A 14,294-nucleotide genomic window follows, 5' to 3' on the forward strand; every position below is an offset into this window, starting at 1 on the left:
GCTCGGCGGGACGGTCGCGGAGGAGGCCGCGGAGGAGGTAACGGCATTCACAGCGCCCTGCCTTCCAGCGCGGTACGGATGTCGGCGCGGGCCGCGCGCACGGCCTGGGCGGGCGTGGCCCGGCCGCCGATCACGGCGTTGGCCTGGGTGTAGAGCGCCTTGCTGACCTGGGGGTAGTACGGGGTCTGTACCGGCCGGGCGACCAGCCGCAGTTCCTTGGCCCGGCCGAGCGTGGGATCACCGACCCGACGGGCCTCCGGCCGGGTCAGTACGCCTTCGAGTGCCGGAATCACCCCGGCGTGCTTCAGCAGGATCATCTGCGCCTCTTCTCCGGCGCAGAAGCGGGCGAAGGCGACCGCGGCCCCGAGGTGGTGGGAGTTGGGATTGACGAAATTGCTCCAGCCGCCGGCGCAGCTCACCCCGCGCGGCCCGTCGCCGTCGAAGCCGGGGCGGGGTACGACGCCGACCCGGCCGGCCACCTTGGAGACCGAGCGGTCGGCCGCGTTGCCCCAGGCGTAGGACCAGTTGCGCAGGAAGACGCCGCGGCCGCCGGTGAAGGCGTCCTGGGAGTCCGCTTCCACGTAGGTGGTGACCGTACGGGGCGTGACCCCGGTCTCGGTGAACTCCCGCATCAGCGCGAAGGCCCGCTCGGCGCCCGGCCCGCTCAGCGCCACCCGCCCCGCCTCGTCCAGTACGGGGGCCTGGGCGTCGGCCAGGAACTCGGTGACGTTGCAGGTCAGCGACTCCGATACGGAGGCCTGCCAGAGGAAGCCGTAGGCGGCGTCGCCGGCCCGCTGGATCCTGCGCGCCGTGCGCAGCAGTTCCTCCCAGGTGCGGGGCACCGGCAGACCGTGCTTGGCCAGCAGGTCCTTCCGGTAGAAGAGGAAGGAGTTGTCGGTGAAGAAGGGCAGCGCGTACACGGCTCCGCGGTACTCGCTGACCCGACGCAGGGCCGCCGGATAGTCCGACCAGAAGTCCTTGGGCAGCAGTTTCTGCACGGGCAGCGCAAGGGAGTTGGCGCCGAACTGGGCCGGCCAGGTGGTGTCCCCGAGGTAGACGTCGGGGGTGGGTGAGGCTCCGGCGAGCTGGGTGGTGACCGCGGCGCGATTGCCGTCGGTGGTGCTGAGGGCGTTCGATTTCCGGACACGGAGGTGCGGATGGCGGCGTTCGAAGGCCCGGATGATCAGGTCGGCCACCACCGGGCCGTTCCGGGAGGGGATTTCGGACACCCACCAGACGAGGGTGGCCGGGGTACGCGGGACGTGGGCAGCCTGGGTCAGCAGGGTGTCCAAGGGCTTGCCCGCGCAACCGCTGGTGAGCCCGGCTCCGGCGGCGAGACCGCCCGCGAGCAGGGTTCTGCGGCTCAAGGCCATGAGTGCTCCTCACGTCTTGGCTGCCTTCGATGACAGCGCTTGCAGGCTAGAAGTGGCCTTGTCGCCAGGTCAACGGCTCGTGAACAACAGATTTCCCTTCGGGATCTTCTGGCAACGCTGTCATCGCCTTTTTGTGCTAGCGTCCCGGCATGTCCTCAGCTCAGAGCGAGGCCACGATGGCCGATGTGGCCCAGCGGGCGGGGGTTTCGGTATCCACCGTTTCGCGCACGCTGCGCGGCCTGTCGACGGTCTCGGACACGACACGCGCCCGCGTGGAGGCGGCGGCCCGCGAACTCTCCTTCGCGATCACCCGCAGCGCCTCCAGTCTCGTGACCGGCCGCACCGGACGGGTCGCCGTACTCCTCCCGCATCTGGAGTCGTGGTTCCTGAGCGCGACGCTGTCCGGTATGGCGCCGGCGCTGCGCGAGGCGGGTCTCGACCTGCTGGTCTACAGCGTGGCCGATGTGCGCGAACGCGCCGATTTCTTCGACCGGTTGCCCGCCCGCCGCAATGCCGATGCGCTGCTCGTGGTGAGCTTCGCGCTCACCCCCGCCGAGCGGGCCCGCCTGGACGACCTGGGCATGCCGCTCGTGTTCGTCAGTCAGCACGCCGAGGGGCGCCCCAGTGTCTACGTGGACGACGCGGACGCCGCGCTGCGCGGCACCCGCCATCTGATCAACCTCGGCCACCGGCGGATCGCGTTCCTCCAGACGTCCGACGAGACGGGCTTCGCCTGGAGCAGCAAGAACCGGCTCGCCGGGCATCTGCGGGCCCTGGCCGACGCGGGCCTGGAGCGGGACGACGCGCTCATCATGAGCGTGCCGGGCTGGAAGGGCAGCGGTATGGGCGCGGCGGTGGGCCGGCTGCTGAGTCTCCAGGAACCGCCGACCGCACTGTTCGCCGAGACCGACGATTTCGCCTTCCGTCTGCTGGCGGCGCTGCGGGAGGCCAACGTCCCGGTCCCCGGGCGGGTTTCGGTCATGGGGTTCGACGACCACGTCATGGCCGGGGTCCTGGGCCTGACGACGCTCGCCCAGCCCGCCGCCGACATCGGGCGCACCGCCGTGCACCTGGCCCGGTCGGTGATCGATGACGTCGACGGCGCGCACGAGCGTCATATCGTGCTGCCGACCGAACTCGTCCCGCGGGGCAGCACGGCACCGCCGCCCGCGGGAAGCTGACCTAACTGACCTTGCTGACCGCCGCTGACTCTTCACCGGCGTCCGCCCCTCGACTGTCATAGGACTGCACCTCTTCGGTGCACCAGAGACGATCCGGGGGGAACTGATGCTGGACAAGAGTTACCTCGTGCCCTGGGGGAAGCGGGGCAGTCTGTCGACCGACACCGAGGCCGCCGTGCTGGCCGAGCTCGTCCACGAGAGCACACCCTTACCCGCCGGCGCCCGGCGTGAACGGTTCGAGCGCTCCTTCGCCGCCTCGGTCGGCAGCCGGCACGCGATCTCGGTGAACAACGGAGCGGTCGCCCTCCAGATGGCGATCCGGATGCTCGATCTGGCCCCCGGCGACGAGGTGATCGCCACCCCGCAGACCCACCGCTCCACCGTCCAGCCGCTGCTGGACTACGACGTACGGGTCCGGTTCTGCGATATCGACCCCACCACCCTCAACCTCGACCCGGCCGCGCTGGAGGCGCTGATCACCCCGCGCACCCGGGCCCTGCTGCTGGTGCACTACGGCGGCTGCCCCGCCGAGATGGACACGGTGATGGCCCTGGCCCGGCGGCACGGCTTCCTGGTGCTGGAGGACTGTGTGCATGCGCTGGGCGCCCGCTACCGCGGCCGCAGCCCCGGGTCCCTGGCGGACCTCGCCACCTTCAGCCTCCGGAACGCCAAGTCCAGCACCGCGCTGGGCGAGGGCGGGCTGATCACCTGCGACCGGGACGACTGGGCGGAGCGGCTGCACCGGCTGCGCGCCCCCGACGGGGACGCCCGGGCCGCGCACCCTCAGCCGGAGCCGGCCGGGCTGCCGGGGACCGCGTACGCCACGCCGCTCCAGCGCGACTGCGTACGGCGGCCCGGCAGTGACGCGACGATGCCGGAGGTGGTCGCGGCCCTGGGACAGGCCCAGCTCACGGGGGTCGAGACGGCCGTGGCGCAGCGGCGCGCGCTCGCCGGGCGGCTGGACGAGGTGCTCACCCGCTACCCCTTCCTCACCCCGCAGTCGGCGCCCGCGCACAGCGCCCACGCCTACCATCTCTACACCTGCCTCGCCGACCACCAGGAGCTGCGCGACCGGCTCGTCCTGGCCCTGGACCGCAGGGGCGTGGAGATCCAGCTGCGCTACTTCCCCCAGCATCTGCTGCCGCAGTGGCGCCACCGCGGACATCTGCGCGGCGAGTGCCCGGTCGCCGAACGCAGCTGGTTCGAGCAGCATCTCAATCTGCCCTGCCATCCGATGCTGACGCCCCATCAACAGGACTACCTCATCGAGGCGTTGGACGGTGCACTGGCCGAGCTGAACGGCGGGGCGCCGGCCCCGGCCGGGGTGCCCGCGACGGTCTGCGGGCCCCGGTAGAGAGGGCCGGGACCGCCCCGCCGGGAAACGCGCGAGGCCGCCGCCCCTGGCGTGGGCGGCGGCCGGTGTCAGGCCGTCAGCCCTCCGGGTGGTGGACGGCGAAGACCGTGTACGCGTGCGGGTCCGGCTTGGCCAGTTCGGCGGCCTTGTCGCGGTAGACCTGGACATTGGGGTCGGCCATGGTCGCCTTGATGTCGGCCTTGGTGCGCCACTGGGCGTAGTAGACGAGCCGCTTGCCGTCGGTGCTGGGGAGGATGTTCACCGAGACGCACCCCGGCCGGTGCCGGATGAACTTCTCGGCGCCCTCGCTCAATACGTCGGCCAGCTCCTGCTGGTTCTCGGGCGCGACCTCGAAGACGTTGATCATGGCGATGGTGCCGTCGTCGGTGCGGATGACGGTTTCACTCATGGTGTCGTTCCTTTCCGGGAGGGATGGGTACGCACGCGCCGCGGCTCAGCCGAGCGCCGAGCCCGCCGCGTGTGCCGGGGTTCGCGCGGGCGGGTTCGCCCACGCGCGGGCCACCTCGACGGCCTGCGCCGGGTTGAGGCGGGGGTCGCAGTGGGACGCGTGCCGGGCCGGGCCGGCGGCCCGTTCGGCGTCGATGTCCGCGGGGTCGTCTCCCCAGACGCACTCGGTGACGTCGTGAGGAGTGGTTTCCAGGTGCAGTCCGGCGGGGGTTCCACCGGCTTCGGTGACCGCGTCCAGGAAGGCCCGGACCTCGGCGACGACCGTCGGCACCGCCCGGACCTTCACACCGCCCGGTGAGGTGACGGTGTTGCCGTGCATCGGGTCGCACAGCCACCCGACGCGGTGGCCGGCGCGGCGCACGGCGGAGACCAGGGGCGGCAGTGCGGTGCCGGCCGCCGCTGCTCCCATACGGGCGATGAGCGTGAGCCGGCCGGGCTCGCGCCCCGGGTCGAGGCGTGCGCACAGGGCGAGCAGGTCCTTCGGCCGGGTCGTCGGCCCGACCTTGCACGCGACGGGGTTGGCCACCTGCGCCAGCATCATGGTGTGCGGACCGTCCGGCTGCCGGGTCCGCTCGCCGATCCAGGGCAGATGGGTGGAGGCCAGCAGGGTGTGGCCGGTGGCGGTCCGCCGCAGCAGCGGCAGCTCGTAGTCAAAGACCAGCGCCTCATGGCTGGTCCACACCGGTGCGCCGGTGGGCGGCGCCCAGGCGCTGGTGCGCTGCCGCAGACAGCTCACCGCGCGGAAGGCGGCGTGGTAGCAGTCCAGCATCCGTCGTGGGTCGGCCCGCCGCGCGGTCCCGGTGGGCTCGGGGCTGTTGACCAAGTGCCCCCGGTAGACCGGGAGTTCCCGGCCGCCGACGGTTTCGGTGGTGGCGCTGCGCGGCTTGGCGAACTGCCCGGCGATCCGGCCGATGCGCACCACCGGCTTGCCCGTCCCTGCCGTCATCACCCCGGCCAGCGCGTCGAGCAGCCCGGCCTTCCGCAGCACCGCCGACGGTTCGCACTCCGCCGGGTCCTCCGCGCAGTCGCCCGCCTGGATCACCAGGTAGTGACCGGTCGCGGCCTCGGCGAGCAGGGTCCGCAGCAGGCGGACCTCCTCCCAGGTGACCAGGCCGGGCAGCTGGGCGAGTTCGGCGCGCATGGCCGCGGCCTGGACGGGGTCGTCCCAGTCCGGCTGCTGCCGGGCCGCGGCGAGGTCCCAGGGGCAGTCCTCGTCGAGTTCCACGAACGGTCCCTCGGCGGTGAGCGAGGGCAGCGGGTAGCCGGACCGGGTCGCCCCCGTCATCTGCGTCCTCCTGCCGGCCGGTGGCGTACCGGCCGTCGCATGGCTGGTGGGTTCCATCAGACCGGCGACTCACCGGGCGGCAGCCGGCGGGCCATCGTCAGCCCGTCCGCGACCGGCAGCATGACGAGCTGAACGCGGTCGTCCTTGCGGGCGTGCTCGTTGAACGCGCGGATGGCGGCGGGCTTCTCGCCCGGATCGGCGTCGATCACCTGGCCGCTGAAGAGCGTGTTGTCGGCCAGCAGCAGCGCGCCCGGCCGCAGCCGTGGCACCAGTTCCTCCCAGTAGCCGATGTAGCCGGGCTTGTCGGCGTCGATGAACGCCAGGTCCAGATGCGGTTCGGCAGGCAGGGCACGGAGGGTGTCCAGGGCCGGGCCGAGCCGCAGCTCGATCCGGTCGGCCACCCCGTCGCGGGCCCAGAAGTCGTGGGCCAGGGCGGTCCATTCGGCCGAGACATCACAGGTGATCAGCGAGCCGTCGGCGGGCAGCCCGCGCGCCAGGCAGAGCGAGGAGTAGCCGGTGAAGGTCCCCACCTCGACGATGTGGCGGGCGCCCAGCAGCCGCACCAGGAAGGTCAGCAGGGCGCCTTCCTCGGGCGCGACCGTCATATGTGCCTGGTCGGGAACGGCGGCTCTGGTGTGCTCGATCAGCTCGGCGAGGACCGGGTCGGGGGTCATCCTGCCCTGCGCGAGGAGATAGGTGTGCAGTTCGGGGGTGAGCGTCAGATTCCTGGGGCCCAGGGTGTCGTTCCGTAACACGGTGTCTCCTGAAGGGTGTGCGGACGGTGCGTCGGTCTCGGGCGGGGCGCGGTGGTCAGCGGGGCCCGTCGTGGGCGGTGCGGCGCCAGTCGGCATAGGCGCGGTCGACGGCCTCGGTCTCCTCGGCGATCCGGGCGGTGAAGTCCCTGAGGTCGCCGGCGCAGTGCAGTTCGAAGCGACGGCGCGGTGACGGCCACGCGTGCTCCCGGACGAAGTACATGACGGTGGATCCCTGGGGCCCGCCCTCGTGGGGGTTGTGGCCGCCGCCTTCCCACAACAGGCCGGCCTCGGTGCGCCAGGCGGTGACGAGTCGTTCCAGCAGCGGCGGGCTCGGACGGGGCACCACGAACGCGGTGTGCTGCTCGAAGCCGTGCGCGGCCTCCGACTCCTCGATCCGGCGGTCGAACCCGCCGCTGTCGCGGGGGAAGAGGAACACCTCGACCGCGGCATGCCGCCGGCCGTCCGGTAACTCCAGGCGGAGCCGTGTGATGTGGACCTGGCACGCGGCCGGGTCGAGTCCGTGGCGGGTGCTCAGTCTGCGGCGCACCACGGTGCTCGGCACGGTCGGCAGCGGCGCCAGGCCGCGCCTCTCCAGGTGGCGCAGTCCCGCGGTGAGGGTGCGGGGGAACAGCAGCACCGCGCAGTGGTCGAACACGCAGTGCGCTTCGGTCAGCGCCACGGCCTCGCCGTCCGCCGCCACCTGTGCGAGAAGCGTCGACGCGGACGCCGTCGACGCGAGCCGGGCATCACGGATCGCGTCGTCCAGCCGCCGCAGATCGGCGCCGGAGAACGCACCGTCCCCGGAGAACCCCGCGCCGGGGCGGAGCCGTTCCTTTGCTGTGCCGGAAGGGTGGGCAACGGACATCGATACCTCCTGTATCGGGGCCGTCGGCATTCTGTGGGGAATTCCGTTCGCCCGGCAAGCGAAAAGTGACCGCGAAAGGGAAAAGCATGGATTCCGCATTCCCCGAACCCCGGAAACGTACCGGACGGCCAGCGAAAACAGGGCGCTTCGGCCTTTTCGATGGCAGGCATCGACGCCGCCGATCGGTGGTGCTCGAACCCCGCGATACCCCCGCCGCGAAGCGGAGTACCGCCCCTCTCTATTGGGATTTCTTTGCGCCGGCCGCCCTGGCGGCCACCCTTGGCACCTCATCTGCCGTGCACCAACGCTCAGTTGTGCACCGGAGGCGCGCCACTTCGGTCCGCCCGATGGACCGCATCGGCCGGCCCGAACAAGGCTGTGCCGGCGCTATGGAAAAAGAGCGGCCACCGCCGTCAGTTGCACCTTGGATAGATATTCCTTATGGCGCCTTACCGGCCGCCCGGCATCAGGAATTCTTATCGGGCATTGTCTGGACGATCCGCTCACCGGCCGCCCAGAATCCCTGTCGGCAAGGCAGCGACTGTTTCGTTCTGCCGTAGACGGAGGATCTTCGTGAACGATCGGCATCCGGAATCGACAACCACGTTTCTGACGTTCACCGAAGCTCTGGAGCGGGCCGCCGCCCGCCGTACGGGTCCCGCCGTATGGGAGGGGCTCCGCCACCGGACCTGGCGCGAGTGCCTGCTGGCGGCCGAACGGACCGCCGGCGCCCTGCACCGGCAGGGGCTCCGGGCCGGTGAGGTGCTCGCGGCCCAACTGCCCAACTGCTGGGAGCTGGTGGTGCTGCACGCGGCCACCGCCCGGCTCGGCATGGTGCTGCTGCCCCTGCACTCCGCCTACGGTGCCCACGAGGTGCGGTCGCTGGTCGAACAGGCCGGGGCCGCCGCGCTGGTGGCCCGGGACACCTATCGCGGCCGGGACCGCGTCGACGAGATCCGCGCCCTGCGCGAGCGTTGCCCCTCGCTGCGCCGGGTCTGGGTCTCCTACGGCGGGTCCGCCGGCGGCGGATCCGCCGGCCCCGGCCCGTCCCGCCCCGAGCGCGCCGGGCTGCCGGACTCGGCGGAGTTGCTCACCGGCCCGCCGGTCCCGGTCGCGGAGCTTCCGGACCGTCCGCGGGACCCGCGCACACCCCTGGTGCTGCTCGCCTCCTCCGGGACCACCTCCCGGCGTCCGAAGCTGTGTGTGCACAGCCACGGCGGGCTGCTCGGCAACGCCGCCGCCGTCGCGGCGGACGGCGGACTCGGCCCCGCCGACACCCTCGTCTCCGCCAGCCCGCTCAGCCATGCGTTCGGGCTGCTGTCGGTGCATCTGGCCCTGGTCGTCGGCGGGGGTGTCGGCCTGTTCGACGGGTGGGAGCCGCGCCGGTTCCTCGAAGCGCTGCACACCGCCTCGGCCACCGCGGCCTTCGCGGTGCCGACCCAACTACGGGATCTGACCGCCCTGTTGGAGGACAGCCCGGCCGACCGGGCGCCCGCCGGGCTGCGGGAGGTGCGCACCGGCGGCGCACCGGTGCCGCGCGAGCTGGCCGCGGGCGTACGGCGGACGCTGGGCGCGCGGATCGTCGTGCAGTGGGGGATGACCGAGATCGGTGCGGGCACCTTCACCCGTCCCGGGGACCCGCCCGAGGCGGCGGGCACCATAGGACGGCCGGTGTCCGGCGGCGAGGTCCGGGTGCGGGGCCGGGACGGCGCGCCCGCCGGGCCGGGCGAGACCGGGGAACTCCAATACCGCAGCCCCTACATGTTCCGCGGCTACCTCCACGCGCCGGAGCTGACCCGGGCCGCGCTCACCGCGGACGGCTGGCTGCGCTCCGGCGATCTGGCCGTCCTCCACCCGGACGGTTCGGTGAGCTACCGGGGGCGCGCCGATGAGCTGATCAACCGTGGCGGTCTGAAGTTCAGCGCGCTGGAGGTGGAGGAGCTGCTCAACGATCTGCCGCAGCTGGCACAGCACGCGGTGGTGGCACGGCCCGATCCGCGGCTGGGCCAGCGCTCCTGTCTGCTGGCCGCGCTCCGCGAGGGGGCGGCCCTGACGCTCGACGAGGTGACCGGGCATCTGTCCGGCAAGGGACTGGCCACCTACAAACTGCCCGAACAGCTGGTGATCGTCGACCGGCTGCCGACCACGGTCACCGGCAAGATCGCCCGCGCCCGGCTGATGACGATCCCGCTGCCGCCGGCGGTGCGGTCGCCGGAGGCGCGGTCACCCGCTGCGCAGCGCCCCGTCGCGCAACCGCGGCAGGCAGCCCCCGCTCCACCGCCCGCACCCGGACCGCAGGCGGTGGAGCGGTGACCGGGAGACGGAACGGCCCGCTGTCAGCTGCCCAGCTGCTTGCGCAGCACCGACTGGAAACCGGTGAGGTTCGGATTCGTGGAGTTGCGGTCCAGCCAGGTCATCGTCACCGTCGTCCGCAGATCGGTGTCGCCGACCTCGACTACGGCCACCTCGCCACGGGCGGCCTGGCCGCGTACCGAGATCAGCGGCAGCAGCGCACAGCCCATCCCGGCCGCCACACATGCGCCGAGGGTGCCGATGCCCGAGACCTCCGCGATCGGCTCCTGCGACGGCGCGGCCCCGAACGAGCTGTCGTACATCTCCCGGAAGCCGCAGCCCCGCTCGGTGGCCAGAAAGGCTTCCCTGGAGAGCTCTTCCAGGCCGGCCCGGCCGCGGGCGGCCAGATGGTGCGCCGGCGGCACGATGACCACGAGCGGTTCCTCGGCCAGCGTCTCGAAGCACAGGCCGGCGTCGGCGGGCGGGTCGCCGAAGGTCAGACACAGATCCAGGTCGCCCCGGCGCACGGCCTTGTACAGCTCGCCGCGGTTGTCCTGCCCCACCCGCACCCGCGCCTGCGGGTACAGCGAGCGGTAGTGCGAGAGCACCTCCGGCAGCAGATGCAGGCCCACGGTCTCCAGCGCGCCGACCGCCAGCTCCGAGCCGGGCCGCGAGACCGCCCAGCGCGCCTCCTCCAGCAGTTTGAGGATGCGGTTCGTGTACTCCGAGAGCACCGACCCCTGCGGAGTCAGCCGAATCCGGCGCTGCGACCGGTCGAGCAGCTCGACTCCCAATTCTCGTTCCAGCGCCTGAATTTGGTCACTGACACTGGACTGCGCATAGTGCAGCTCGCGGGCCGCCTGTGTGACGCTCAGTGTCCGGGCAACCGTTTCGAACGTCCGAAGATGTCGTAACTCCACGCGTACGCCCCCCAGTTGAGGACCCATCGGCTGGGCCGATGTTAACCATAGGGCATTCCCTTCGTCACCACCGTCAATTCCCCTTCCGCGTCCGCTTGAATGATTTGACCCGCCCCGGTGATGCGGCTCAGGCGGCGGAAATGGCGATTTTTGAAACCGAGGAGAATCACATGGCAACGCAGGCGGAACCACAGGGGGCTTCCGTCGCCGATGCGGCACGGAGCGGTAAGCCCTCGCGCACCTTACTGATCGGACTCTCGCTCGGTTACTTCATGGTCCTGCTGGACATGACGATCGTCTCGGTCGCGCTCCCCGCGATCGCCCGGGACCTGCACGTCGGGCTGAGCGGCCTCCAGTGGGTCACCAACGGCTACACCATCACCTTCGCCGCCCTGCTGCTCACCGCGGGGTGGCTGTCGGACCGCTACGGCGGTCGGCGGATCTTCCTCTGGGGCCTGGTGGCGTTCGGTGTGCTGTCCGGCGTCTCGGCGGCCGCGACGACCCTGGACGCGCTGGTGGTACTGCGGCTGGCCCTGGGCGTGGCCGGTGCACTGCTGCTGCCGGCCTCCCTCGCGGTGATCACCAATGCCTACACCGACCCGGCCGAGCGGGCCCGTGCGGTGGGGTCCTGGGCGGCCATCACGGGTGCGGCACTCGCCGCCGGACCGCTGGTGGGCGGCGTGCTCACCGACACCGTCGGCTGGCGCACCATCTTCCTGATCAATGTGCCGCTGGCCCTGGTCAGCCTGGTCATCACGGTGCGACTGGCCCCGGAGACCGCACGCAAGCAGCGCAGCGGCCTCGATCTGACCGGGCAGCTCAGCGGCGTGCTGGCGCTGGCCGCGCTGGTGTACGCACTGATCGAGGGCCCGGAGAAGGGCTGGTCGGGCGCCGGGGTGCCGGCCGCCTTCGCGATGGCGGTGGTCGCGGCGGTGGTCTTCGTCGTCGCGGAGCGGCGGGCCGGTGACGCGGCGATGCTCCCGCTGCGGATGTTCCGCAGCCGTGGTTTCTCGGCCGCGCTGGCCTCCGGTCTGCTCGCCAACTTCGGTCTGTCCGGGCTGCTGTTCGTGCTCTCGCTGTTCTTCCAGGACAGCCGCGGCTACTCCTCGTTCAGCGCCGGTCTCGCCTTCCTTCCGCTGACCCTGCCCACGGCCTTCAACCCGATCTTCACCGGGCGACTGGTCGGCCGGATCGGGCCGCGCCGTCCGGCCACCATCGGCTTCGTCCTCATGGGCGCCGGCGCGCTGCTCCAGGCGCCGTTCACCGGCAACTCGACCGGTGCGCTGGTGGCCACCGTGGTGGGTCTGCTGGCGTTCGGGTTCGGCGTCTCCTTCGCCCTGCCCGCCCTGGTCGCCGGGATGGCCGGCTCCGTCCCGGCCGAATTCGCCGGTATCGGCGCCGGAGCGCTCAACTCCGCCCGGCAGGTCGGCGCCTCACTGGGCGTCGCCGTCCTCGGCGTGGTCCTCAATCTGACCTCGTCCAACGCCGGCGGCACCCGCTGGGCGCTGGTCGTCGGCGGGCTGGCCCTGCTGCTCGGGGCGGTCATCGCCGGCACCGGGCTGCGGGGGCGCACCCCCTCCCCGGCCCGCTGACGCCGCCCCGGCAGCGCCGGTCCGGGCCGTTCCGCCCCTACTAGGAGGAGCATTGGCAACCCCATCACCGTCCGCGGGTCCCCGGACCGGCCGGCCGGGCCTGCGCCTGGACGGCGTCGACCACCTGGCCTTCGTCACCTGGCGCCCGCGGGCGACCCACGAGTTCTACACCCAGGCACTGGGGATGCCCCTGGTGCACGCGATCACCGCGACGGGCTGGGTCACCGAGGACTACCCGGACTTCGTGCACTTCTTCTTCGACATGGGCAGGGGGAACCGGATCGCGTTCTTCTACTACTTCGGCCTGCCGGAGGAGGAGGCGCCGAGCGACCTCATGCACCGCTCCCGCCACGTCGCCTTCCACGTCGACACCGAGGAGGAGCTGCTGGCCTGGCGGGACCGGCTGAAGGCCCACGGGGTGCGGGTCACCCGGCCACTGGGGCACGAGCTGATCGAGTCGATCTACTTCGACGACCCCAACGGCATCCAGCTGGAGATCACCAGACCGCTCCGCGAGATGTCCGCGATCGATGCCCGGGACGCGGAGCTGACGCTTGCCGCGCTCACCGACATCGCCGGGTCCCCGCACCCCTCGGCGCAGGCGCTGTGGCAGCGGAAGGCGGAGCTGATACGGAAGAACGCGGAGGTGGCGGGCCCGTGACGCTCGCGGTGTACGTACTCGACGTGCCGGAGTTCGAACCCGTGGTCCACACCGCCGAGGCCGCCGGGATGGCGGTCCGGCGGACCGGCGACTACCTGGAGTTGTCCACTACGGAGCAGGAGATCGTGCTGCGCCGCGAGGAGACCGGAATGCGCACCGCGCTGTGGCACGCCCTGCTCACCGGCGGTCTCGACGGCCGCATCGTCTCCTTCACCCCCGACACCCTCCATCTCGTCCAGGAGGCGGCATGAGCACCCCCGACGCCGCGGCGGCCCGCCATCCGGTGCTGGTGGTGGGCGCCGGTCCGGCCGGACTGAGCGCCGCGCTGGCGCTGCGCGCCGCCGGCCTGCCCGCGGTGGTCCTGGAGAAGCGCACCCGGGACACCGTCCGGCCGGGCAGCCGCGCCGCCTACCTGCACGGAGCGTCACTGCGCGCCCTGGAGCGGGTCAGCCCGGGGCTCGGCCACGAGATCGCCGGCCGTGGCCTGATGTGGGCCACCAAGCGGTCGTCCTGGGCCGGGCAGGAGATCTACACCCGGACCTACCCCCCGCTGCGCCGCGACGGGCTGCCGCCGTTCACCAGCCTTCCGCAGGTGCACACCGAGGACCTGATGGCCGCCGCGTGCCGGGAACACGGGGTGGAGTTCCACTGGGGTGTGGAGGTGACCTCGGCCGAGAGCTCCCCGGACGGGGTGCGGCTGGTGGACTCCACGGGCGTCAAGTGGGAGGCGGACTATGTGATCGCGGCGGACGGGTCACGGTCCGCGCTGCGGTCCGCCATCGGCAGCCCTCTGGAGGGGCCGCGCTCCCGGAACACCTTCGTGGTCGTCGACCTCGATGACGACCCCGCCCACCCGGTGCCGCTCGAACGGGTCTTCCACTACCACCACCCGGGGGTCGGCGGCCGGAACGTCCTGATCGTGCCGTTCGCCGGCGGCTGGCGGGTCGACCTCAACCTCCTGGTGAACGACGCCCCGGAGCGGTTCATCTCCCCGGAGGGGCTGCGCCGCTGGATCCCCAGGGTGCTGCCCGCGTCGTACGGCGAGCGGGTGCGCTGGGTGTCGACCTACCGGTTCGCCCAGCAGGTGGCCGCCACGTTCACCGACGCCCACCGCCGGGTGCTGCTGACGGGTGAGGCGGCCCATCTGTTCGCCCCGTTCGGCGCCCGGGGCATGAACTCCAGCATCCCGGACGCGGTCCGGGCGGTGCGCGCCACCCGGGAGGCGCTGTCGGCCGGTCATCCCGGCGCGGCCGAGGCGGAGATCCTCCGGTTCGGCGAGGAGCGCAAGGAGGCGGCCGGCTACAACCGTGCGTGCGCGAGCGCGGCCCTGGAGCACATGCTGGCGCAGCGCCCCTCGGTCTGGCTGCGGCGGCGTGCCGCGGCGGCCGTGGCCACGGCCGGGCTCAAGGCGGGAGCGTGGCTGGACTCCGCTCCCTACGGCCCGAAGCTGGCGGCCCGCGGCGCCGCACGGACCGCCTACTGACCGGACCGCCCTCCGGCGCATGGCCGGCCGGTCCGGCCGGCCATGCGGACCCTCGCACCAGGGAC

13 protein-coding genes are annotated in these 14,294 nt (G+C 72.3%); 7 read left to right on the forward strand and 6 right to left on the reverse strand.

Translation table 11 applies throughout. From position 1 onward, the window contains the following. Window positions 1–47: 47 nt before the first annotated feature. Entirely contained in the window at window positions 48–1,373 is a 1,326-nt protein-coding gene (locus TU31_RS27810) for an extracellular solute-binding protein (protein ID WP_042159411.1), read from the reverse strand. Window positions 1,374–1,522: 149 nt separating this feature from the next. Here TU31_RS27810 and TU31_RS27815 point away from each other — a divergent pair, with 149 nt between their 5' ends. Both TU31_RS27815 and TU31_RS27820 read left to right on the forward strand, forming a co-directional pair. Beyond that, window positions 1,523–2,554, forward strand: coding sequence for a LacI family DNA-binding transcriptional regulator (locus TU31_RS27815; protein WP_245698803.1), 1,032 nt, complete (start codon window positions 1,523–1,525; stop codon window positions 2,552–2,554). Between the two features lie 106 nt (window positions 2,555–2,660). Next, window positions 2,661–3,908 carry a DegT/DnrJ/EryC1/StrS family aminotransferase gene (locus tag TU31_RS27820; RefSeq protein ID WP_042159418.1) on the forward strand — a complete coding sequence of 416 codons (1,248 nt, stop codon included), beginning with the start codon at window positions 2,661–2,663 and terminating at the stop codon, window positions 3,906–3,908. Window positions 3,909–3,984: 76 nt separating this feature from the next. Here TU31_RS27820 and TU31_RS27825 read toward each other — a convergent pair whose 3' ends face one another. Genes TU31_RS27825 through TU31_RS27840 form a run of 4 tightly spaced genes read right to left on the reverse strand, consistent with a single transcriptional unit; the run spans window position 3,985 to window position 7,281 of the window. Next, window positions 3,985–4,317: a putative quinol monooxygenase gene (locus TU31_RS27825; RefSeq protein ID WP_042159422.1), complete on the reverse strand. Its 333-nt coding sequence runs from the start codon at window positions 4,315–4,317 to the stop codon at window positions 3,985–3,987. 45 nt (window positions 4,318–4,362) lie between these two features. Further along, window positions 4,363–5,661 (reverse strand): 3-deoxy-7-phosphoheptulonate synthase, encoded by a 1,299-nt coding sequence (locus tag TU31_RS27830; protein WP_078886020.1) that lies wholly within the window; start codon window positions 5,659–5,661, stop codon window positions 4,363–4,365. A 56-nt stretch (window positions 5,662–5,717) separates the two neighbouring features. Then, a complete protein-coding gene (locus tag TU31_RS27835; protein ID WP_245698806.1) occupies window positions 5,718–6,416 on the reverse strand; it encodes an O-methyltransferase in 699 nt (232 codons plus the stop codon). A gap of 55 nt (window positions 6,417–6,471) precedes the next feature. Beyond that, on the reverse strand, window positions 6,472–7,281 hold the full coding sequence (locus TU31_RS27840; RefSeq protein ID WP_042159425.1) for a hypothetical protein: 810 nt from the start codon (window positions 7,279–7,281) through the stop codon (window positions 6,472–6,474). A 573-nt stretch (window positions 7,282–7,854) separates the two neighbouring features. Between TU31_RS27840 and TU31_RS27845 the strand changes: the two genes are divergently transcribed. Beyond that, window positions 7,855–9,594 carry a class I adenylate-forming enzyme family protein gene (locus TU31_RS27845; protein WP_052719084.1) on the forward strand — a complete coding sequence of 580 codons (1,740 nt, stop codon included), beginning with the start codon at window positions 7,855–7,857 and terminating at the stop codon, window positions 9,592–9,594. 23 nt (window positions 9,595–9,617) lie between these two features. Here the strand turns inward: TU31_RS27845 and TU31_RS27850 are convergent, their stop codons facing one another. Then, window positions 9,618–10,520 carry a LysR family transcriptional regulator gene (locus TU31_RS27850; protein WP_245698807.1) on the reverse strand — a complete coding sequence of 301 codons (903 nt, stop codon included), beginning with the start codon at window positions 10,518–10,520 and terminating at the stop codon, window positions 9,618–9,620. Between the two features lie 143 nt (window positions 10,521–10,663). On the opposite strand from TU31_RS27850, the gene TU31_RS27855 reads away from it, so the two are divergent. The 4 genes from TU31_RS27855 to TU31_RS27870 are packed head-to-tail and all read left to right on the forward strand — an operon-like array spanning window position 10,664 to window position 14,229. Next, the gene (locus tag TU31_RS27855; RefSeq protein WP_078886023.1) at window positions 10,664–12,085 is read left to right on the forward strand and encodes an MFS transporter; all 1,422 of its coding nucleotides are present in this window, start codon (window positions 10,664–10,666) and stop codon (window positions 12,083–12,085) included. A 52-nt stretch (window positions 12,086–12,137) separates the two neighbouring features. Continuing rightward, window positions 12,138–12,746, forward strand: coding sequence for a VOC family protein (locus tag TU31_RS27860; RefSeq protein WP_219819228.1), 609 nt, complete (start codon window positions 12,138–12,140; stop codon window positions 12,744–12,746). Continuing rightward, on the forward strand, window positions 12,743–12,997 hold the full coding sequence (locus TU31_RS27865) for a hypothetical protein (protein ID WP_042159427.1): 255 nt from the start codon (window positions 12,743–12,745) through the stop codon (window positions 12,995–12,997). Before TU31_RS27860 ends, TU31_RS27865 begins: the two co-directional genes overlap by 4 nt. Further along, on the forward strand, window positions 12,994–14,229 hold the full coding sequence (locus TU31_RS27870; protein WP_042159429.1) for an FAD-dependent monooxygenase: 1,236 nt from the start codon (window positions 12,994–12,996) through the stop codon (window positions 14,227–14,229). Before TU31_RS27865 ends, TU31_RS27870 begins: the two co-directional genes overlap by 4 nt. The last annotated feature ends 65 nt before the right edge of the window (window positions 14,230–14,294 follow it).

The organism is Streptomyces lydicamycinicus, assembly GCF_000829715.2.
GTDB lineage: Bacteria > Actinomycetota > Actinomycetes > Streptomycetales > Streptomycetaceae > Streptomyces > Streptomyces lydicamycinicus.

Excerpts from the sequence above, each read along its gene's own strand:
- TU31_RS27850 (WP_245698807.1), bottom strand. The coding sequence starts at position 10,520 with ATGGGTCCTCAACTGGGGGGCGTACGCGTGGAGTTACGACATCTTCGG.
- TU31_RS27870 (WP_042159429.1), top strand. The coding sequence starts at position 12,994 with ATGAGCACCCCCGACGCCGCGGCGGCCCGCCATCCGGTGCTGGTGGTG.
- TU31_RS27855 (WP_078886023.1), top strand. The coding sequence starts at position 10,664 with ATGGCAACGCAGGCGGAACCACAGGGGGCTTCCGTCGCCGATGCGGCA.
- TU31_RS27830 (WP_078886020.1), bottom strand. The coding sequence starts at position 5,661 with ATGACGGGGGCGACCCGGTCCGGCTACCCGCTGCCCTCGCTCACCGCC.
- TU31_RS27815 (WP_245698803.1), top strand. The coding sequence starts at position 1,523 with ATGTCCTCAGCTCAGAGCGAGGCCACGATGGCCGATGTGGCCCAGCGG.
- TU31_RS27840 (WP_042159425.1), bottom strand. The coding sequence starts at position 7,281 with ATGTCCGTTGCCCACCCTTCCGGCACAGCAAAGGAACGGCTCCGCCCC.
- TU31_RS27820 (WP_042159418.1), top strand. The coding sequence starts at position 2,661 with ATGCTGGACAAGAGTTACCTCGTGCCCTGGGGGAAGCGGGGCAGTCTG.
- TU31_RS27810 (WP_042159411.1), bottom strand. The coding sequence starts at position 1,373 with ATGGCCTTGAGCCGCAGAACCCTGCTCGCGGGCGGTCTCGCCGCCGGA.
- TU31_RS27825 (WP_042159422.1), bottom strand. The coding sequence starts at position 4,317 with ATGAGTGAAACCGTCATCCGCACCGACGACGGCACCATCGCCATGATC.